This window comes from Anaerostipes sp. 494a, assembly GCF_001940315.1.
GTDB lineage: Bacteria > Bacillota > Clostridia > Lachnospirales > Lachnospiraceae > Anaerostipes > Anaerostipes faecalis.
The window spans coordinates 2,223,758-2,243,980 of record NZ_MJIF01000001.1 but is presented as its reverse complement, the minus strand read 5'-3'; the positions used below and the strand labels follow the sequence as shown (position 1 = coordinate 2,243,980).

Here is a 20,223-nt window from a genome sequence, read left to right as displayed (position 1 = left end):
TCTCCTTATATTCCTAGAATAAAAATAATAGCAGAAAATACTAAAACGAGTCCGTTGGTTGTACATCCGATGATTTTCCATATTACCATAGATGCCGTATCTTCAAAACTTTTTATTGAGAGGCGCAGCCCCACAATTGACATTATCAGAATTGCCCATCCTGCAAGTCCATATATTACACCACCATTTCCTTCTGAATAAAATGATCCCGCAATCAGCAATCCATAACCAACAATTCCCACTATTCCTAAAAAAGCAGAAACAGCAGATGCTCTGGAAACTACCCTGTCTGATGGACGATATGCAAATTTCTTCTTTCTATTTCTTCCCATGTATATGCCTTCTTTCTAAGATTTGGCTAATTTCCAGTAAAATTCTATACAAAATATATCCAATAAATCCACCTACTGTATTCAGCAGAAGATCATCCACATCAAACACTCCCACTTTCATAATCAACTGGCTGGTTTCGATTACCAGACTGAAAATAAATGTGCCTAAAACTGCACGAATACATCCCTTTCTCTTCTCCGTTACGATTGGAATCATAAATCCAAAGGGACTAAATGCAAAAATATTACCAAACAAATTAGTTATAAAAGCTTCCAAAGATAATAAATGCCGATATTCCCAAAATCTGCGAATTTCTTTTAAAAAAATAAAATTGACATGGGAGGTCTGATAACCAGTCTCCCTCCCATATCTCTCGCTTAGCAGTACAAAATAAAATATAAGAATAATATATAAGTAAAAAAGTATCTTTATACTAAAACGCCCTATTCTTTTTTTCTCAATTGTCACTGAAACCATCCTTAATGTTTTACACCATATTTTTCATAGTATGCATCAATTGCAGCCTTTAATGTATCATCAATGATAACTTTCCCTTTATATGGTTTATTATACAGATGTTCAACAACCTCTTCCATTGTTACGATTGCTGTAGTTTCCAATCCATACTTTTCATGGATTTCATCTAATGCGCTTTTTTCTCCCTGACCCCGTTCCATACGATCCACAGAGACAACCAGTCCAAGAACATCCACATCTCCCTGCGCTTTCACTATTGGAAGTGTTTCCTGAATGGAGGTACCTGCTGTTGTTACATCTTCGATGATTACAACCTTATCACCGTCTTCAATAGGACTTCCAAGAAGAATTCCCTTATCTCCATGATCTTTTACTTCTTTACGGTTCGCGCAATAACGAATATCCTTATCATATTTTTCAGAAATTGCAATAGATGCAGCAACACTTAATGGAATACCTTTGTACGCCGGTCCAAATAATACATCAAACTCAAATCCGAATTTACTTTCAATTGCTTTTGCATAATATTCACCTAATTTACGTAACTGTGAACCTGTTCTGTAAAAACCTGTATTAACAAAAAATGGTGTATTTCTTCCACTTTTTGTTACAAAATCTCCAAACTTCAGTACATTGCAATCAATCATAAATTCAATAAATTCTTTTTTATACTGTTCCATATTTTCTACTCCTATTCTCTTAATGGTTGATTTACTTTTTTATATTCATTGTAATAAAATTGAATTACATCTTTTCTTGTCACGATTCCGATAAAATTTCCCTGGTCATCGTTAACCGGTACAAAATTCTGATCCATGATTACATCCACAAGATCATTCATATCTGTATCAATCAATATGGACTGATTATCCCTTCTTCGATGGATATCAAGAATTTTTACTTTTTCTGCAGCTTCCAGACTCCAGTTACAGAAATCCTGCATAGCCCGCAAAATATCCCCCTCTGTTATGGTTCCTGCATATTTCCCTTCTTTTGTAAGCATCGGCACTGCAGTATATCCGTGATATCTCATTTTTTCAAGTGCCTGCCTTAATGTATCTGATGCAGGAATATACGCAACTTCTTTTTTGGGAGTCAGAAAAAATAATATATTCATATCTTCTCCCTCCTTTTTCTATAACGGATTATTTGACACATCCAATCAATTCCTTAATATCTTCAATCTGATGACGTCTCATATAATCTTCTATTCCTTTAATAACATTAATCGTAGATGTCGGATCAATAAAATTAGCTGTTCCTACTGAAACGGCTGTGGCACCTGCCATAATAAATTCCAGTGCATCTTCTGCTGTGGCAATTCCACCCATGCCAATGATTGGTACATCGACTGCATTTGCCACCTGATAAACCATACGGACTGCAACCGGTTTTATTGCAGGTCCGGACATGCCTCCTGTCTTATTGGCCAGAACAAAGTCTCTTCTTTCAATATCTATTTTCATACCTGTTAATGTATTGATCAAAGATAATGCATCACTTCCAGCGTCTACTGCTGCTTTTGCCATTTCTGTAATATCTGTAACGTTTGGACTAAGTTTCATAATAATTGGCTGTCTGGCTTTGGCTTTTACAGCTTTTGTAATGTCATATAAAGCCTTAGGATCTTGTCCAAAAGCAATTCCACCTTCTTTTACATTTGGACATGAAACATTGATTTCTAACAGATCAACCGGCTGTTCTGCAAGACGCTCTACTACTTCAACATAATCTTTTTCAGATTTTCCACATACATTTACAATAATAGTAGCCCCTGCATCTTTTAAAAATGGAATATCTCTTTCTACAAATACATCAATTCCAGGATTCTGTAATCCAATGGCATTGAGCATTCCTCCATACACTTCTGCTACTCTTGGTGTTGGATTTCCCGGCCATGGAATATTGGCAACTCCCTTTGTTGTAACTGCTCCCAGCTGACTTAAATCAACAAATTCGTTATATTCCTGTCCGGAACCGAATGTTCCAGAGCCGGTAGTTACCGGATTTTTCATGGTAACCCCTGCAATATTTACTGATAAATTCATTACAGTTCCACCTCCCTGGCATCAAAAACAGGTCCATCTTTACAAATGCGTTTATTGTGAACATGTGAATGTGCATCAATTTCTTTTGACTTACAGACACATGCAAGACATGCTCCAATTCCACATGCCATACGCTCTTCCAAGGAAATCTGTGCTTCTATATCATGTTCTTCTGCATATGCTTTGATTCCTCGAAGCATCGGAGTAGGACCACATGCATAAATAATACTTCCCGCCACTGCCTGCTCTTTTATTGCATCAATAACATTTCCCTTTGTTCCCACAGAACCATCTTCCGTAGAAATAACCACTTCGCCATATGGTTCAAACTCTTCTTTCAGAAACATCTGACTGTCACGATATCCCAGAACAATAGTCTTGTCGCATGAAAGCCCTTTAGCAAGTTCCAGCATCGGTGGAATCCCAATGCCGCCTCCAATTAAAATCGCTTTACTGTCTTTTTGAGTAAATCCGTTACCTAACGGTCCAAGAATCTTAACAGAATCTCCCTGACCGTAACCTGACAACTGCTTTGTTCCTTCCCCAGCTACTCTATATACAATTCTTAAAGTTCCTTCTTCTTTGTTAATCCCACAAATACTGATCGGTCTTGGCAGAATTTTGCTTTTATCATTTACATAAACAGAAATAAACTGTCCGGCCTTTGCCTCGGATGCTATGTCTTCTGCTTTTAATGTCATATCATAAATTCCATCTGCCAAAGATGTCTGTGATAAAATTTGGGCTATAACCTGTTTTTTACTCATTGGCATCTTCCTTTCTTATCGTTCCCAAGCCTGTCTTAAATCTTCTTTCATATCCAGTACTGCCTGTCTTGATGCGTCTGCATAATTCTCAGCTCCAAACTGACTGTACTGTTCCTGTTTGTATGCACAAATAATACCTCTGGAGGAGTTAACAATAGCTCCAAGACCATCTTCGTTAAAGAATGGTGCCAGATCTTTTGCCTGTCCACCCTGTGCTCCATATCCAGGTACCAGAATATATGCTTTTGGCATAACATTTCGCAGGATTTCTCCCATCTTTGGATAAGTCGCTCCTACAACGGCTCCTACATAGCTATAACCATCTCCCATTAATTCTTCTCCCCAGGAAGCAACTTTCTCGGCTACCATTTCATATATTGGCTTTCCATTAACTTCCTGATCCTGGAATTCTCCACTGGACGGATTGGATGTTTTCACAAGAACAAACATCCCTTTCTTTTCTTCCCTGCAGACTTCCATAAACGGACGAACTCCATCACTTCCAAGATACGGATTCACTGTTACAAAATCTTCACAAAATCCGCTATATTTTTTACTTCCAATCTGTACCTGACCTACATGTCCTATAGCATATGCTTTTGATGTAGAACCAATGTCTCCACGTTTAATATCTCCGATGATGACCAGTCCTTTGCTCTTTGCATACTCACAGGTTTTGTTAAATGCAACGAGGCCCGGAATTCCAAACTGCTCATACATGGCAATCTGAGGCTTCACTGCCGGAATCAGGTCATATACGCTGTCAATAATTCCTTTATTATATTGCCATATGGCTTCGGCTGCACCTTCCAGTGTTTCTCCATATTCCTCAATTGCTGCCTTCATAATATGTTCCGGCACGTAATCAAGCATAGGATCTAACCCTACAACAATCGGTGCATCCAGTTTTTTGATGTTTTTTACTAACTGATTGATCATGGCAATTTCTCCTTTTTTTAGCTATCTTTGCATATTCAATTAATCATAACATGAAAAATCGCCTAGGACAAGATACGGAAGCAGTTCTTAAGAAAGAAAAAAGGAAGTTTTTCAACTTCCTTTTACTTTAACATTTGTTTTATACATAAATATAATCCGTCATAACCGGCTGCATTCCGTTTTCCTCGATGGCATGATAAATTTCTTCTACATTTCTTGCATCATCAATTTCAAATTGCTCATCACCTTTTTCTTCTCCAGTATGTCCACCAATTCCAACGTTTACTCCTGCTGAAATCTTGGTTGCTGCAATCTGAATGATATTATCACGGAACCTTGCACATTCTCTGCTGGAAATGGTAATACTTGCAAACGGCATAAAAATACGATATGCACAGATTATCTGCAATAGCTGCGGTTCATGAACATCTTTTGGATTAATTTTATCATTGTTAATGATCGGACGTAATCTTGGACATGAAAATGCGATTTCTGCATGAGGATATTTCCTCTGAAGAAGATAAGCATGCATTCCTGTTGCCAGAGCATCTTTACGGAAATCATCCAAACCAAGAAGTGCTGCAAAACCGACACCACGGATTCCTCCCATGACTGCACGTTCCTGCGCATTGAAACGGTATGGGAAGATTCTCTTTCTTCCGCCTAAATGTAATGTCTTGTATTTCTCTGAATTATAAGTTTCCTGGAATACTGTTACAAAATCTGCACCACATTCATGAAGATATGCATAATCTTTGGAATCCATTGGATAAACTTCAAGTCCGACAACCTTAAAATATTTTCTTGCTATTTTACATGCCTCTCCAATATATTCCACATCAGACATTTTCGGACTTTCTCCTGTAAGAATTAAAACTTCCTCCAGTCCGGTTTCCGCAATAGTTTTCATTTCCTTTTCTATTTCTTCTGCATTGAGCTTTGCACGTTTAATTTTATTATGACAGTTAAAACCACAATAAATACAGTAATTCTCACAGTAATTTGCAATATATAACGGTGTGAACATCATAACTGAATTACCAAAATGTTTTCTTGTTTCTTTCTGTGCCTTTTGTGCAATTTCCTCCAGAAAAGGCAGTGCTGCCGGTGAAAGCAGAGCTTTAAAGTTTTCTGGGGAACAAGTCTCCGCATTTAATGCACGTTTTACATCTTCTGCTGTATATTTTTCCGGATCAAATGCATTCATTTCGGCAATGACTTTATCCATAATATCAGAATCAATTGCTTCCATATCTTCTGTATATTTCATATGATCTGTATGTTCATCTATTCTTTCGCTCATGATATCCTCCTAGTCCTTTAAAAATCCTGTCAGTGGTGAAGATGCACTTCCACCTTTTTCAATAACTCTTCCAAGGCCGGCAAGGTAAGCACTTCTTCCTGCTTCAATAGCTTTTTTGAAGGCTTCTGCCATAGCCGGGATATCCCCTGCTGTTGCAATGGCTGTATTAGCCATAACTGCTGCAGCACCCATTTCCATAGCTTCACATGCCTGTGAAGGTTTTCCAATTCCTGCATCTACAATAATTGGAAGATCAATTTCATCAATGAGAATCTGGATAAAATCTTTTGTACAAATTCCTTTATTGGAACCAATTGGTGCACCTAAAGGCATAATAGATGCTGCACCTGCATTTACCAGGTCTCTTGCTGCATTCAAATCCGGATACATATATGGCATTACAACAAATCCTTCTTTTGCAAGAATCTCTGTTGCTTTAATTGTTTCATAATTGTCTGGAAGCAGATATTTTGAGTCATGAATGACTTCGATTTTAATAAAATCACCACACCCTACTTCTCTTGCAAGTCTTGCAATTCGAACAGCTTCTTCTGCATTTCTTGCTCCTGATGTATTTGGCAGCAAAGTTACTCCTTCTGGGATGTAATCCAGAATATTTGCTGTATCTCCTGTATTTGTTCTTCTTAAAGCCAATGTTATAATCTCTGCACCTGCATTTTGTACAGCTGCGTTAATCAAATCCAGGGAATATTTCCCAGAGCCTAAAATAAATCTGGAGTCAAACTCGTGTCCACCAATTACCAACTTATCCTGTTTCATTATATTTCTCCTTTAAAAAACTTTTTTATTTTATTTCTGTTTCCATTCAAAACCATCTCAAAAGTCTTGACACGGAATTCATCTTCTATCTGATATATCAGCCGCCTCCAACAAAAGAAACCACTTCCAGTGTATCTGCATCACTTAAAATCACATTTGTATACTCACCCTTTGGAACAATTTCTCCATTACGTTCTACTGCAATTCGCGCAATCTGATAACCTTCTCTGACAAGAAAATCTTCAAGAGACATTTCTGTTTCTAAAGGTTTCATCTCACCATTTACTTTCATATAAAATCCTCCTGTTTAAGAACAAAGCGGACAAGTCCGCTGTCAACTCCCTGTATCCCTCAATCATAAGGGACTTGCTCCGCTTGGCGTGCCGATGTGTAGCAGTTTTAATTGTTTTCCTTTGCACATCGTGCACATCCGCGCGGAGCGTTTTTTATTACATAGGAATTTCCTATGTAATAAAAAAGGTCCACGAAGAAACCCACACCCGAGGTGGTGTGCCCCTTCGTGAACCTTTTAACGAACTCACTCTATATGAAATAGTATCATAATTCAAAAACACTGTCAATTATTTATTTAATCTTCCAAGCTGTTCTTCTACCTGACTTAACATCTGCTGATATTTTGCCAGTTTATCCTTTTCTTCCTGTACTTTTGCAGCTGGTGCCTTGCTTACAAATCGTTCATTTCCAAGCATTCCTTCACAACGTTTGATTTCTCCTGTCAGACGCTTCTGTTCTTTTGCCAGACGTTCTTTTTCTTTCTCAATATCTACCAGTTCTGCAAATGGCATATAGATAACTGCTTCTGGAATAACCGTTGATACTGCATCTTCTCCAATGCCGTTTTTATCATTCTGAATGATAACTTCGCTTGCATATCCTAAAGTTGCAAAGAACACTTTACCTGTTTCAAAGATATTTCGAATTTCCTCACTTTCAGATACCACATATACCTGAGCTTTTTTCTTTGGTGATACATTCATTTCTGCACGTACATTACGGATGCCGCGTACTGCTTCTTTGATTGTTTCTACTGCCTTTTCATCTGCTTTAAAGTTCCATTCTTCTTTAAATTCAGGCCATTTTGCAAGCATAATAGATTCTTCATCTGTCAGATTACAGTAAATTTCTTCTGTTATAAACGGCATATATGGATGTAACAGCTTCAAAGCTTCTGTAAGAACTGTATTCAATGTCCAGAGAGCTGCAGCTTTCGTTTCATCCTCGTCATTGTACAAACGTGGTTTCACCATTTCAATATACCAGTCACAGAATTCTTCCCATAAGAAGTCATTTAATTTCTGAACTGCAATTCCCAGTTCATATTTTTCCATATTTTCTGTTACATCTTTTGCCAGAGTATTTAATTTAGATAAGATCCATTTATCTGCACTTGTCAGATCATCTAACGTCACATTCGTAAAATCTGCCTGTTCCAGGTTCATCATGATAAATCTGGAAGCATTCCAAACTTTATTTGCAAAATTTCTGCTGGCAATGACACGTTTTTCTGTATAACGCATATCATTTCCCGGTGCATTTCCTGTAACAAGAGTAAATCTCAATGCATCTGCTCCATACTGGGCAATAACTTCCAGAGGATCAATACCATTTCCTAAAGACTTACTCATCTTACGTCCCTGTTCATCTCGAACAAGTCCATGGATCAATACAGTGTCAAATGGACATTTTCCTGTATGTTCATATCCTGAGAATACCATTCTGACAACCCAGAAGAAAATAATATCGTATCCTGTAACCAGTGTATTGGTTGGATAGAAATAATCCATTTCTTCCGTTTTATCCGGCCATCCAAGAGTTGAAAATGGCCACAGAGCTGAACTAAACCATGTATCCAATGTATCTTCATCCTGTGTTAAATGTTTGCATCCGCATTTTGGACATACTTCTGGTACATCTCCTGATACCACAACTTCTCCACATTCATCACAATAATATGCCGGGATTCTATGTCCCCACCACAGCTGTCTGGATATACACCAGTCACGAATATTCTCCAGCCAGTGTAAATAAGTCTTTGTATATCTTTCTGGAACAAATTTTAAATCTCCATTTTTTACTGCCTCAATAGCTGGTTTTGCCAGCTCATCCATTTTTACAAACCACTGTGGCTTGATCATTGGTTCAATGGTTGTTCCGCAACGGTCATGTGTTCCTACATTATGCTCATGATCTTTGATTTTTACCAGATATCCCTGTTCTTCCAGATCCTTAACAATAACTTTTCTTGCTTCATAGCGATCCATACCGGCATATTTTCCGCCATTTTTATTAACAGTTGCATCATCATTTAAAATATTGATTTCTGGCAGATTATGACGTTTTCCAACTTCAAAGTCATTTGGATCGTGAGCAGGTGTAATCTTAACTGCTCCGGTTCCAAATTCACGGTCTACATATTCATCTGCAACTACAGGAATCTGACGATTACATAATGGTAGTTCCAGCATTTTACCTACCAGATGGCTATATCTCTCATCTTCCGGATGTACTGCAACAGCAGTATCTCCGAGAAGAGTTTCCGGACGTGTTGTCGCAATTTCAACATATTCATTTTCACTGCCGACTACCGGATATTTAATGTGCCAGAAATGACCTGCCTGATCTTCATATTCAACTTCTGCATCAGAAATAGATGTCTGACAAACAGGGCACCAGTTGATAATTCTTGATCCTCGGTAAATATATCCTTTTTCATATAACTTAATAAATACTTCCTGTACTGCTTTGGAGCATCCTTCATCTAATGTAAAACGCTCTCTATCCCAATCACATGCAGAACCAAGTTTTTTCAACTGACTAACGATAGTTCCACCATACTCTTCTTTCCATTCCCATGCACGTTCCAGGAATTTTTCACGACCCAGATCTTCTTTTTCAATACCCTCTTCTTTCAGGGCATTGATGATTTTTACTTCTGTTGCAATACTTGCATGGTCTGTTCCCGGCTGCCATAAGGTATTATATCCCTGCATTTTCTTAAAACGAATCAGGATATCCTGAAGAGTTTCATCCAGCGCATGTCCCATATGCAGTTTACCTGTAATATTTGGTGGTGGAATTACAATAGTATAAGGTTTCTTTGTACGATCCACTTCTGCATGAAAATACTTGTTATCAAGCCATTTCTGGTACAGACGCTCTTCAATTTCACCTGGATTGTAGGTTGTCTCTAATTCTTTCTTCATGTCTCAAACTCCTATAATTAATATTTTTATTCATTATTATTTCTTGTATCTATTTTCTGCTGGTGTCTTTCCAGTGCGTCCTGACATATATTTTGCCGATTATTTAATCGCTCCACATACGCACCACGTTTTGGAATTTCATACATGGCTTTAGGATAATAAAGCCATGCATCTATTTCTTTTAAATGATGTTTTTGAAGAACTTTCTTTAGAACTTCACTCTGTTCTTTCAGTTCCGCAGAAAATTTAAGCCCGGCTGACACTTTAGCACAAAACTCAAATAATTTCCACTGTTCTTCTGAAATATATCCAAGAAGTATTTCGTATTTCTCATAGTAATATTTTAAATCATTACCAATATTCTGGAAATCCGATTCTAAACGACATCTTGAATTGAATTTATGAGTCGCCATCATATGGTACAATTTTTCGCTTTCTACCGCTTTTTTATATAGTCGATACAAAGTAATCAAAAGTAATAAAACAATGAAAATCACTGTTACTACAGGCAATATATATTCAATAATCGGAAATTCCAGCTTTACCACTGCTACCGCCATAATTACAACTGCCACCAGTGTCATAAGAAAAAAAGAAAGCAACACTGCCTTTCGATTGAGACGAATATCTTCTGCCTTTTTTCTCTTCTCTACAAGTTCATCTTCTTCCCCGATTACAATATCCATTTCTCTTTCAAGCTGCTTTTGCTCCCCTTCCATAGAGGAAATTCTTTGAAGATCTCTTTTTAATTCTTCTTCCCTTTCCCACAAAGGATAAAACTCTTCCTCTGTCACTATTCCGGCTGACATCTCATAGAAATTCCTTGCCAAAATACGATGATATAATCTTGCTGATTCCTCTACCTCTTTTAACTCCTCGTCATCCAATTGTCCAATAATCTCCAGATCTTCTTTTTTTGCCTGAAGATGTGAAATCTCATTCTGGTAAAGTGTTACAAATCTGTCTTCAATCAAATCTTCTTTTGTATTTTGAATATCCTTAGATAATCTCTTTTTTGTATTCATCCTTCCATCTCTCCAGTACGGCTTTTGTGAGCCTTCTTGTTGTCATATCGTCCGTTTTCTTTCTATGGTAATCTATTTTCTTCAATTTGACAAACTCTTCTTTATTTTTTATTTCTTCTTCTCTCTGTTTTATATTACCATAAATAATCTTACAGCGTTCTTCTGAAAAAGATATTTTTTCACCATCCTGCAGAAACGTATGATAATCCCCCTGGATATAAGAAACAAGGAAATATGCTTCCTGAATTTCTTTCAGCTGTCGAATTTCCAGTGCCTTTTTAAATGAAACCTTTGCCTCTTCAAAACAAAACATCCTGCTTTGACACAATCCCATATGATATAATACTTCTGCCTGTTCTCCGGTACGTAACTGTCCTGAGATTTTCTGAAGATTCTGATATGTCTGCAATGCACCAAGATACAAATGATTCTTTAAATACATATCTGCCAGAAGCTTCTGTTTTTTTGCTACAGAATACAAATATGTAGTTCGTATTTTCTGCTGTAACTGCAGTTTCTCATCTATTGTAAAATAATTTCGATAATTAATGATTTCTTTTATCTGTCGAACCGGATCCTCACTCTTCAGCGTTATTCCGATTTCATCCTTGATGTAGGCCTTTATAGATGTATCAAACCCCTCCATTAGAAAATAAATAAAATAATGTTCGAGAATATAACATAATTCTCCATAACCTGAAAATGACTGATTCAATTTTTCAATATGATATACTGATGTGGTTTTTTGTGTTTCACATAATACAATCTTACTCACGGAAATCACCTCTTTCCAAACAGATCACCTGCTGCCATACCTGAAATGTTGTAGGTCTTATTTCCCCAAATCCCAGATCTGCTATCTTAATTTTACATTTATCCGGAGAAATGTATTCTCCTTCAATTTTCAGCTGATAGACCACATCTTTATCTTTTGTCATTCCAGTTAAAGGGAAACAAACCATTGCCTGCTTAATGCCGGATTTATTTCTCAGTTCTAAATTCAGACGGTTTATTCCTGATACAAATATTTCTATTTCCCCTTTACTCTCAAACCATGGCCGTCCTTCTTTCATCAAAGGATAGAACACGTCCCTGCCATGATGATGTAAGGTTAATCCTATTTGACAGATTGTCATAGTTTCCGTTAGAATGAGCGCCTCTTCTCTGCTTTCGGAGAAAACCTCCTCTCCTGCCAGGTAAGCAGCTCCGCATGCAAATAAATGCTTCCCCATAAAAACTCTCCTGCCAAGACATAGGGTTTTAACAGAATCCTGAAACCATTGTCCATCAAAGCCTGTACCACATAAATATACCGTGACTGTAACTCCCTTTGCCAGTGCGTTTTTTATTATTTTCAAAAATGCCTGATCTTTTTCACTTTTTGTTACAGCACCAGATATTTCTGACGTATAGTCTTTTTTTTCAATCCGTATCTTTCCGTTATATTTCTGTATCTGATAAAAACACAGGCCACTCTGATTATAATCAAAAATCACTGTATTTCCACGATCCAACTGGTTATTCTGTACTTTTACCAGTCCTACCAGGGCTTCTTCCTTAGTATAAAGTTTCAGTCCATGAGCTGTAAATCCAAGGTGTTTTTCAAGATCTGCTGCTTCTTTCATCACTTCCGGGGTCATTCCATCCATGACAATACCAATCTTTTCTCCCTGAACGCCCTTTTCCGCAACTGCTTCTGCAACATAATGTGTCCACGGTTTCTGCATTCTCACCGGTTCCTGTTCAATTGTACTTTGCTCATCCATGTAACAGGTATATACCTGTCCATCTTCAAAATGTATTCCCGTTCGCATACATTATTCCTCTATCATTGGTTTAATAAACTTTATCATCTGTTTCTTCAACTCATACTGTTCCATAGAAATCCGGACAGAATCCTTGTGCCTTTCTTTCAGCATTTCATTAAGTTCATAAAATCTGCTTCCTTTACTCTTTTCAATATGATCTTTGCAACGGATATCTTTCCGCCTGCGCTTTTCCTCTCCCGAAGCAGTAATAAAACAATCAACAATCTCATCATCAAAAATCACTGCTGACGCCACATAATACCCCGGCATTAATTCTTTCATGGAAAGTTCTTTCCACTTCTGCCCTCTTGATCCTGTATAGTGAAATATAAGAGATAATCCTTCTTCCGCCTGATATTCCACAAATGTTTTTGCATATAAATATTTAGGAAGCTCTATTACAGCTGAATAATCAAATAAAACCGGAAAAATATCTCCTGTATACATCTGAACATCCTTAATCTTTTCTATTCGACGCAGCTGTGAATCATCCAGTTCTCTGTTTTTATGATAATCCAGATACAATCCCTGATACAGTTTATCCATTTTCCCTGCATCAATTTTCTTTCCAATCAGCTGATAAAACTCTTCAGGAAGTTCCTTGTGTTTTCTCCATACAAAATCCACATACTCTACCAGCATTCCATCGATCAAATCAGTTTTCTTATCTTCCTGCTGTAAATATCTGGAATAAACAGGAAACTCACTTCCATCAACTCCATCTCTGATACAAATCCTGAGAGTCTCCTCAATAAAATCCTGCTGATACATTCCAATTTCTCTACCGCAATTCCATAATTCCAGCATCTGATCTTTGGATCCTTTAAAATATTTTTGCAGATATCCTATCATCTCACTGTTATAATGACCATATTCAAATGCTCTGCTGCACATACCAACAAGCATATCTGATCGTTTTGTACTTAATGTTGTTAATGCATAGATACAAACCTTCTTCAGAAGTTCTGGTTCAATAAAATGATATCCATATTGCTGAATTCCTTTTAATGCTTCTTCATACAATCCTCCAGCAATAAAATATTCTATCATTCGTATTCTGTTTTCTGATGGAAGCTCTCTCCAGTTTACATACATAAGAGCATCTTTTAACTCTTCCTTTTTTCCATTTTTCCAATAATATTCCAGAACTTTTTCAAAAATATTCTGCCGGTATTCATCTTTAATCTGTCCACAATTAATCACTGACATTACCGTTGGAAAATCTTCTTCTGTCAATTCTTTTTTTTCACCGAGTTCTAAACTTTTAAACATTAGATAATGCTCATTATCATTACATTTTTCACAGTATAAACGGATTTGTTCTTTTTTCCAGAGAGGTTTTGTTGTATATACTGCCGAACCAATATATCGATTTTCATCCTGGTCAAAAAAGACGAACATCGCATCCGGATCAAAAATTTCTATATATTCTTCTCCATTGAGAAATACTGTATCTGCCTGTTTCTTTTGTTTCTGGAAAATCATCACTTTTTTCAGATATTCCTGTTTACATGTCAGTTTCTGATAAAATATGATATTTCCAAGATTCTCTCTTGTTTTTTCATTTTCCAGCATTTCTTCAAAATATGCATGATACAGCAAAACTAAATACTGATTCAAATGCCCTTTCTCTAATTCTTCTTCCAAAAATGGTCTTATCATCTCTTCATAATTTGAAAAATAATTTCCATATTTTCTCCGATTTTTTACAAGATTCGCATAAAGTGCACTCTGCTCCTTTTTACTTAAGCTGTCACTATATGTAAAATATGTTAATGTTTCTTCTGGGAGAATCGGATATTCTTCTTCCGGAATTGTTCTAAGAAATGCTTCCTGTAGTCCGATCAGCTGTATTCCTTCAGAAATAGCTGTTTTAAAATATGGATGACAATCTGGATCCATACAATTTCCCTGAATCAATAATGCACAGATTGCCTGCAGTACATCTCCATAAGAGTATTCTTTATAAATACAGATCAGCATCCACAGCATTTCTTCTGAAAATGTTTTTTCTCTGGAAATAAGAAAACATACTCTTTGAATCAGTTTATCATTTAACAGCCTTTCCTCTGCTGCAAATTCAAGAACTTCCAATTCAAATGACCCAAGTCGGTGTAAAAGATCTGGATTCTCTCCGAATATACAACACGCTTCAAAACGCAGAAGATGATTTCTGTCCCCTTCTAGATATATTTCTTTCATTTCTTCAAGCTGTGCCGTCTCATCGTAAGCAATGGATGCATCCAGATTCATTCTCATCCACAGCAAAAACCCTCGCTGATTTTCTTCTCCATATGCTTTACAATTCAATTCTACCGCTTCTTTAATTGATTCCTCTGTCTTGAAATATAAAGCCTTTAAATACATAAAATAGCAATATGAAATTCCTTTTTTCTGTATTTCCCCCTCTATTTCAGTTAATTGATCCTCTAGATCGGAATCTCCATTTAAAATCTGCAGATGAATCTTCATAAGATCATAGATCATCTTATCAGATATATTCTCTGGCATCTGATCCAGCAAAGTTTTTTCCCGTTCAATAAATGTTGTAACTGGTATTCTTCCTGTACAAAAATCAACATAGCCTTGAAACATTTTTTTATTTCTTCTCTGCTCTTTTTGAAATTCCGGAGTTTCATTCTCATGAAATACTATCTGTAAAGATAATTCCTCATTCACTGTCTTAATGAGAACATATGCTTTACTTCCGTTCTGCGTAAAATCTGTTAGATACACATGAAGCTTCATAATGCCGTCTTCAAAATCACTATCTGTAAAACTCTCCTCTTCTACAGACAGAAAATCCCCATCAGCTACAATTTTACCTTCTATATATCCCCATCCTTCTTTTTTTACATAAAGAATTAATGGCTCATCAAAATGATCCATTGTAATCTGGTATTTATTTTTAATTGCTGATAAATGAACAGGCTCTTTTTCCCCTGCGGTCACAAGAAATTCTTCCAGAATCTGCTCGCGGTTACGCCCCAGCAGTAACTGATGATATACTTCTCCATATTCCAAAGACGTTTCCAGAAACTCCTCTTTAAAAGATTCTGAAAAAAAGAGGGCTTTAGCTCTCTTTTTATCTTCCTTAACCATATTTGTAAATTTTCCTAACAGTTCTGACATAATCTGCTTTCGCTCCTTGCCAATCAAATCACTTACACGTATAATAATCTAATGTACACTAATTAAATTTCATTATAACAAATTTCGACAAAATATTAAAGGAAAAGAAGGATAACCATGTTAGAAAAAAAACAAGCTTTTCACGGAAGCGATTTAGAAAAAATCGAAGAGATTTACGGAATAAAAAAAGAACAAATTATTCCTTTTGGAGGGAATGTCAATCCTTTGGGTATCTCCCCCTTATTAAAGAAAAGTATGGGAAACCACATTGAGGCAATATGTGAATATCCTGATCGGGACTATAAAACATTACGCTCAACATTAAGCTTATACTGTAACACTCCTATGGAACATATTATTGTTGGAAATGGTGCTACAGAACTGATCAGTTTAACGTTAAATCTTCTACGTCCAAAAAATGCCTTGCTGCTGGCACCAACTTATTCAGAATACATGCGGGAAATTTCCCTTGTAGGTGGTTCTTATCAGGAATATTTTTTATCAGAAGAAAAGAATTTCTGTCTTGATTTGGAAGACCTGAAATCTCATTTAACAGACAATGTAGATTTATTTGCATTTTGTAACCCAAACAATCCTACTTCCAGTGCACTTACTGCCTCCGAGATTGAAAACCTTCTGATTCACTGTAAGAAACATAATATCTTTGTTTTAATTGATGAAACTTATGTTGAATTTGCACCAGATATCCAGAACATTTCCGCCGTATCACTAACTGAAAAATTCGATAATTTTATGGTTCTTAGAGGAACTTCCAAATTCTTTGCTGCTCCAGGACTTCGTCTTGGTTATGGAATCTGCGGAAGTCTTGATTTTCTTAAAAAGCTGAATTCCATCAAAAATCCATGGACTATCAATACTCTTGCTGCTCTTGCCGGTGAAGCAATGTTCATGGACTCAGATTATATAAAAACAACGAAAGAATTTATTTCATCAGAACGCAGCCGCTGTCTGAAAAAATTGAATCAGTGTGAAAATCTTAAAGCCTATCCTGCTTATGCCAATTTCATACTGGTACAGCTTTTAGATGGAACCACCTCCTTTGAAATGTTTGAACGATGCATCAGAGAGGGTATGATGATTCGTGACTGTAGCAGTTTTGACGGTTTAGATGGTGAATTTATTCGTTTCTGTATCCGTTTAAAAGAACAAAACAGTAGGTTACTAAGCATTCTTACTGAGAAAAAGAACTAAGAAGCCAAAATATAACAAAATCTTTCCTAGCGAAATAAAAAAACTTGCAAAAGAAAAATTCTTTTGCAAGTTTTTTATTGCATGATTATTTTACTCAATCCGATAAAACTATCTTCTATATCTGATTCATCCTACTGATTATCAATTGTCACCTTTATATCAGCATTATGATCATCAATCTTTTTGAGCTGTTCCTCACTTTCAGGATCTGCTGTAGGATAATAATCTACATAATAGTAAGTTCCTTTTTTTAATCCTGTAAATGTATATTTTTTCCTGTTTTTCTTAATTGCAATAATTTGCGGATCATCCTCATCATTTACTGTATTAAAAGATAAAACCGGTTTTAAAGTAACATCAAAACTATCTGGATTGTCCACTATAACAGTAAGTTTTCCTGTCGAAGAATGAAATACATTTCCTACAACAAAATCTCCAAATCTGCCACTGGCAGCTTTTGTTCCTCTTAATGCATCAACATCAAAATACAGAGTCCCATCTTTGCTTCGCTTCAGCCATACCTTATCATCACTAGCCTCCAGCTCATCTGAATCTTTCTGCTGGTTTAGCCGGATATAATCATAAAAAACCGGAAGGCTTTGAAATTCATTTTTCGTAACATCATATGAAATAATCTGCAGATTTTTAAATTCTTCTTCTGGCTGGATAAAAACATCTGATGGATATCCTAAATACATCAGTATATTATCACTTTGAACACAGACATCAGAATTACCTTGTCCATTTTCAATCAGAATTTCTTCAATATCCTTTACTTTCTTCCCTGCAAAGGTATCTTTCTTATAATCTGTATAAAAGGCTCCCTGATATGTCCCGTTCAGTTTTTTTTCTGTTTTGACAATCTTACCATCGTCCACCATAAGGCAGTAATCTTTTACAACCTTATTCTTTTTCCTTTGGAGTAACTGAACCTTTTTTCCATCTGATGAAGCCAGAACCCGAGTCTCATAGCTGCCTTTTGTAGAATACAGTTTCAAATCTTCTAAATTCAGAGCCTCAATAATCTTTTGTTTTTTCATATCAAAAACAAATAATCCAGTCTGATTATAAAAAATAACTCGACTTTCTGAAGCATATGCAACTTTCGGTAACTCTCCATTATTTGGATCTTCCTGTTTCTGCACTGTCTCTGTGATCAATTCTTTTATTTCTTTTTGAGAAGAGAGAACCTTGAAGGTTTCCTTTTCCTTATCATTTTTGCATCCGGACAGCAAAACAAGTCCGCAAAATACAATCAAAAAACAAAAAAGATTCTTCTTCATACACAGACTCCTTTATTTAATCCATTTCAATGACGGATAATAGCGGAACCATGCCTTTCCAAGCACCTCATCTCTGGAAACATAATGTGTGTCCCAGTCTCTGGCATCATTAGAACAATTCCGATTATCTCCCATTACAAAATATCCGTTTTCAGGTACTTTGTATGGGCCAAAATCATCTACAGGTTCTTCTTTAATATAAGGCTCTTCTAATGGAGTCTTACTGCTATTAATATAAACTTTTCCATCCTTTACTTCCACTGTCTCTCCAGGGAGAGCAATGACTCTCTTAATATACCATTCCTCTTCATTATCCGGATATTCAAAGATAATGATATCTCCCCGCTGAGGATCATTAAACCAATAAGAAGTTCTCAATGCAATCAGCTTGTCATTGGTCATAATGGTATTTTCCATGGAACCACTTGGGATATTTGCATTAATAATAACAAACCTTGTAATCAGCTGTGTCAGTACAATTGTTACAACAATGCATAATACCCAGCTTAATGCTTCCTTTTTCCAGGAGTTTTTCTTCTCCTGTTCCTTTTTTTCTTCCATCTTCTCTAGTCCTCAAAACCACGACGGATGATTTCATGTCTTCCAGGACCGTTTGAAATAAGAGTAATTGGATATCCAATTTTTTCTTCAACAAATTCAATATATTTTTTACAATTTTCTGGAAGATCATCATATTCAGTAATTCCTCGGATATCTGTTTTCCATCCTGGAAGTACTTCAAGAACTGGTTTTGCTTTTTCCAGTTTATTAGTTGTTGGGAAATCTGTTGTTACTTCACCATCAATTTCATATCCAACACATACCGGAATTTCATCTAAATACCCCAGTACATCCAGTACAGTAAAAGCAACATCCGTTGTTCCCTGCATACGGCATCCATATTTTGTTGCAACTACATCAAACCATCCCATACGTCTTGGACGACCTGTTGTAGCTCCAAATTCTCCGCCATCTCCACCGCGTCGTCTTAATTCATCGGCTTCTTCCCCAAAAATTTCGCTGACAAAAGCACCTGCTCCTACAGCACTTGAATAAGCCTTGACAACTGTTACAATTTTCTTGATTTCATATGGAGGAATTCCTGCACCAATTGCTCCATATCCTGCTAATGTTGAGGATGATGTTACCATTGGATAAATTCCATGATCCGGGTCTTTTAATGAACCTAACTGTCCCTCCAGAAGAATATTCTTTCCTTCTTTGATCGCTTCATGAAGGAACAAAGAAACATCACATACATATGGTGCAACCATTTCTTTATATTCCATTAATGTATCAAATAATTCATCTGGGTTCAGTAATGGTTTATGATATAAATGTTCTAATAAAACATTCTTTGTTTCGCAAACTTTCTTAATCTTTTCTTTCAGTGAATCTTCATCAAATAATTCGCTTACCTGAAAACCAATTTTGGCATATTTGTCAGAATAAAAAGGAGCAATTCCTGATTTTGTAGATCCAAAAGAATCTTTTCCAAGTCTTTCCTCTTCATATTGATCAAATAAAACATGATATGGCATAACCATCTGTGCACGATCTGAAACCAGAATTTTAGGTTTTGGCACACCCTGTGATACAATGCTTTCGATTTCCTTAAACAAAACCGGAATATTTAATGCCACACCATTTCCAATTACACTGGTGGTATGATTATAGAATACTCCAGATGGCAGTGTATGAAGTGCAAACTTTCCATAATCATTAATGATTGTATGCCCTGCATTTGCTCCTCCCTGGAAACGAACAATAATATCAGATGTCTCACCTAACATGTCTGTAATTTTCCCTTTTCCTTCGTCTCCCCAATTGGCTCCAACGATTGCTTTTACCATATGTGTATCCTCCTAAAATCAACCTGTTATGACTTTTGT

General features: G+C 36.4%; 19 protein-coding genes. 1 reads left to right on the top strand and 18 read right to left on the bottom strand.

The genetic code is table 11. The features are described from left to right. Window positions 1-5: 5 nt before the first annotated feature. The 15 genes from BHF70_RS11260 to BHF70_RS11190 form a co-directional block, all read right to left on the bottom strand. Entirely contained in the window at window positions 6-332 is a 327-nt protein-coding gene (locus BHF70_RS11260; RefSeq protein WP_075760306.1) for a hypothetical protein, read from the bottom strand. Next, complete coding sequence (locus BHF70_RS11255) at window positions 319-810, bottom strand: VanZ family protein (protein ID WP_075760305.1); 492 nt, start codon at window positions 808-810, stop codon at window positions 319-321. The genes BHF70_RS11260 and BHF70_RS11255 overlap by 14 nt, the downstream gene beginning before the upstream one ends. A gap of 2 nt (window positions 811-812) precedes the next feature. Continuing rightward, entirely contained in the window at window positions 813-1,490 is a 678-nt protein-coding gene (gene pyrE / locus BHF70_RS11250) for an orotate phosphoribosyltransferase (protein ID WP_075760304.1), read from the bottom strand. A gap of 11 nt (window positions 1,491-1,501) precedes the next feature. After that, on the bottom strand, window positions 1,502-1,927 hold the full coding sequence (locus tag BHF70_RS11245) for a CBS domain-containing protein (RefSeq protein ID WP_075760303.1): 426 nt from the start codon (window positions 1,925-1,927) through the stop codon (window positions 1,502-1,504). 28 nt (window positions 1,928-1,955) lie between these two features. Beyond that, the gene (locus BHF70_RS11240; RefSeq protein WP_075760302.1) at window positions 1,956-2,858 is read right to left on the bottom strand and encodes a dihydroorotate dehydrogenase; all 903 of its coding nucleotides are present in this window, start codon (window positions 2,856-2,858) and stop codon (window positions 1,956-1,958) included. Next, the gene (locus tag BHF70_RS11235) at window positions 2,858-3,625 is read right to left on the bottom strand and encodes a dihydroorotate dehydrogenase electron transfer subunit (protein WP_075760301.1); all 768 of its coding nucleotides are present in this window, start codon (window positions 3,623-3,625) and stop codon (window positions 2,858-2,860) included. The genes BHF70_RS11240 and BHF70_RS11235 overlap by 1 nt, the downstream gene beginning before the upstream one ends. 15 nt (window positions 3,626-3,640) lie before the next feature. Continuing rightward, on the bottom strand, window positions 3,641-4,564 hold the full coding sequence (pyrF, locus tag BHF70_RS11230) for an orotidine-5'-phosphate decarboxylase (RefSeq protein WP_075760300.1): 924 nt from the start codon (window positions 4,562-4,564) through the stop codon (window positions 3,641-3,643). 139 nt (window positions 4,565-4,703) lie between these two features. After that, window positions 4,704-5,867 carry a 2-iminoacetate synthase ThiH gene (thiH, locus tag BHF70_RS11225; protein WP_075760299.1) on the bottom strand — a complete coding sequence of 388 codons (1,164 nt, stop codon included), beginning with the start codon at window positions 5,865-5,867 and terminating at the stop codon, window positions 4,704-4,706. A 9-nt stretch (window positions 5,868-5,876) separates the two neighbouring features. Continuing rightward, window positions 5,877-6,647: a thiazole synthase gene (locus BHF70_RS11220; RefSeq protein WP_075760298.1), complete on the bottom strand. Its 771-nt coding sequence runs from the start codon at window positions 6,645-6,647 to the stop codon at window positions 5,877-5,879. Between the two features lie 97 nt (window positions 6,648-6,744). Next, the gene (thiS, locus tag BHF70_RS11215) at window positions 6,745-6,939 is read right to left on the bottom strand and encodes a sulfur carrier protein ThiS (protein ID WP_075760297.1); all 195 of its coding nucleotides are present in this window, start codon (window positions 6,937-6,939) and stop codon (window positions 6,745-6,747) included. Between the two features lie 289 nt (window positions 6,940-7,228). Next, window positions 7,229-9,871 carry a valine--tRNA ligase gene (locus tag BHF70_RS11210; protein ID WP_075760296.1) on the bottom strand — a complete coding sequence of 881 codons (2,643 nt, stop codon included), beginning with the start codon at window positions 9,869-9,871 and terminating at the stop codon, window positions 7,229-7,231. A gap of 26 nt (window positions 9,872-9,897) precedes the next feature. Then, entirely contained in the window at window positions 9,898-10,896 is a 999-nt protein-coding gene (locus BHF70_RS11205) for a hypothetical protein (RefSeq protein WP_075760295.1), read from the bottom strand. Next, window positions 10,871-11,671 carry a hypothetical protein gene (locus BHF70_RS11200; protein WP_075760294.1) on the bottom strand — a complete coding sequence of 267 codons (801 nt, stop codon included), beginning with the start codon at window positions 11,669-11,671 and terminating at the stop codon, window positions 10,871-10,873. Before BHF70_RS11200 ends, BHF70_RS11205 begins: the two co-directional genes overlap by 26 nt. Further along, complete coding sequence (locus tag BHF70_RS11195; RefSeq protein ID WP_075760293.1) at window positions 11,664-12,710, bottom strand: DUF5716 family protein; 1,047 nt, start codon at window positions 12,708-12,710, stop codon at window positions 11,664-11,666. Before BHF70_RS11195 ends, BHF70_RS11200 begins: the two co-directional genes overlap by 8 nt. Window positions 12,711-12,713: 3 nt before the next feature. After that, window positions 12,714-15,836 (bottom strand): DUF5717 family protein, encoded by a 3,123-nt coding sequence (locus BHF70_RS11190; protein WP_075760292.1) that lies wholly within the window; start codon window positions 15,834-15,836, stop codon window positions 12,714-12,716. A gap of 117 nt (window positions 15,837-15,953) precedes the next feature. Between BHF70_RS11190 and BHF70_RS11185 the strand changes: the two genes are divergently transcribed. Beyond that, window positions 15,954-17,048 (top strand): pyridoxal phosphate-dependent aminotransferase, encoded by a 1,095-nt coding sequence (locus BHF70_RS11185; RefSeq protein WP_075760291.1) that lies wholly within the window; start codon window positions 15,954-15,956, stop codon window positions 17,046-17,048. Between the two features lie 131 nt (window positions 17,049-17,179). Here BHF70_RS11185 and BHF70_RS11180 read toward each other — a convergent pair whose 3' ends face one another. Genes BHF70_RS11180 through BHF70_RS11170 form a run of 3 tightly spaced genes read right to left on the bottom strand, consistent with a single transcriptional unit; the run spans window position 17,180 to window position 20,184 of the window. Next, complete coding sequence (locus BHF70_RS11180) at window positions 17,180-18,331, bottom strand: hypothetical protein (protein WP_075760290.1); 1,152 nt, start codon at window positions 18,329-18,331, stop codon at window positions 17,180-17,182. Window positions 18,332-18,343: 12 nt separating this feature from the next. Next, window positions 18,344-18,892, bottom strand: a complete 549-nt coding sequence (lepB, locus tag BHF70_RS11175; RefSeq protein WP_075760289.1) for a signal peptidase I — start codon at window positions 18,890-18,892, stop codon at window positions 18,344-18,346. Between the two features lie 5 nt (window positions 18,893-18,897). Continuing rightward, window positions 18,898-20,184 (bottom strand): adenylosuccinate synthase, encoded by a 1,287-nt coding sequence (locus tag BHF70_RS11170; RefSeq protein ID WP_075760288.1) that lies wholly within the window; start codon window positions 20,182-20,184, stop codon window positions 18,898-18,900. Window positions 20,185-20,223 lie beyond the last annotated feature (39 nt).

Excerpts from the sequence above, each read along its gene's own strand:
- BHF70_RS11260 (WP_075760306.1), bottom strand. The coding sequence starts at position 332 with ATGGGAAGAAATAGAAAGAAGAAATTTGCATATCGTCCATCAGACAGG.
- BHF70_RS11255 (WP_075760305.1), bottom strand. The coding sequence starts at position 810 with ATGGTTTCAGTGACAATTGAGAAAAAAAGAATAGGGCGTTTTAGTATA.
- pyrE (WP_075760304.1), bottom strand. The coding sequence starts at position 1,490 with ATGGAACAGTATAAAAAAGAATTTATTGAATTTATGATTGATTGCAAT.
- BHF70_RS11245 (WP_075760303.1), bottom strand. The coding sequence starts at position 1,927 with ATGAATATATTATTTTTTCTGACTCCCAAAAAAGAAGTTGCGTATATT.
- BHF70_RS11240 (WP_075760302.1), bottom strand. The coding sequence starts at position 2,858 with ATGAATTTATCAGTAAATATTGCAGGGGTTACCATGAAAAATCCGGTA.
- BHF70_RS11235 (WP_075760301.1), bottom strand. The coding sequence starts at position 3,625 with ATGAGTAAAAAACAGGTTATAGCCCAAATTTTATCACAGACATCTTTG.
- pyrF (WP_075760300.1), bottom strand. The coding sequence starts at position 4,564 with ATGATCAATCAGTTAGTAAAAAACATCAAAAAACTGGATGCACCGATT.
- thiH (WP_075760299.1), bottom strand. The coding sequence starts at position 5,867 with ATGAGCGAAAGAATAGATGAACATACAGATCATATGAAATATACAGAA.
- BHF70_RS11220 (WP_075760298.1), bottom strand. The coding sequence starts at position 6,647 with ATGAAACAGGATAAGTTGGTAATTGGTGGACACGAGTTTGACTCCAGA.
- thiS (WP_075760297.1), bottom strand. The coding sequence starts at position 6,939 with ATGAAAGTAAATGGTGAGATGAAACCTTTAGAAACAGAAATGTCTCTT.
- BHF70_RS11210 (WP_075760296.1), bottom strand. The coding sequence starts at position 9,871 with ATGAAGAAAGAATTAGAGACAACCTACAATCCAGGTGAAATTGAAGAG.
- BHF70_RS11205 (WP_075760295.1), bottom strand. The coding sequence starts at position 10,896 with ATGAATACAAAAAAGAGATTATCTAAGGATATTCAAAATACAAAAGAA.
- BHF70_RS11195 (WP_075760293.1), bottom strand. The coding sequence starts at position 12,710 with ATGCGAACGGGAATACATTTTGAAGATGGACAGGTATATACCTGTTAC.
- BHF70_RS11190 (WP_075760292.1), bottom strand. The coding sequence starts at position 15,836 with ATGTCAGAACTGTTAGGAAAATTTACAAATATGGTTAAGGAAGATAAA.
- BHF70_RS11185 (WP_075760291.1), top strand. The coding sequence starts at position 15,954 with ATGTTAGAAAAAAAACAAGCTTTTCACGGAAGCGATTTAGAAAAAATC.
- BHF70_RS11180 (WP_075760290.1), bottom strand. The coding sequence starts at position 18,331 with ATGAAGAAGAATCTTTTTTGTTTTTTGATTGTATTTTGCGGACTTGTT.
- lepB (WP_075760289.1), bottom strand. The coding sequence starts at position 18,892 with ATGGAAGAAAAAAAGGAACAGGAGAAGAAAAACTCCTGGAAAAAGGAA.
- BHF70_RS11170 (WP_075760288.1), bottom strand. The coding sequence starts at position 20,184 with ATGGTAAAAGCAATCGTTGGAGCCAATTGGGGAGACGAAGGAAAAGGG.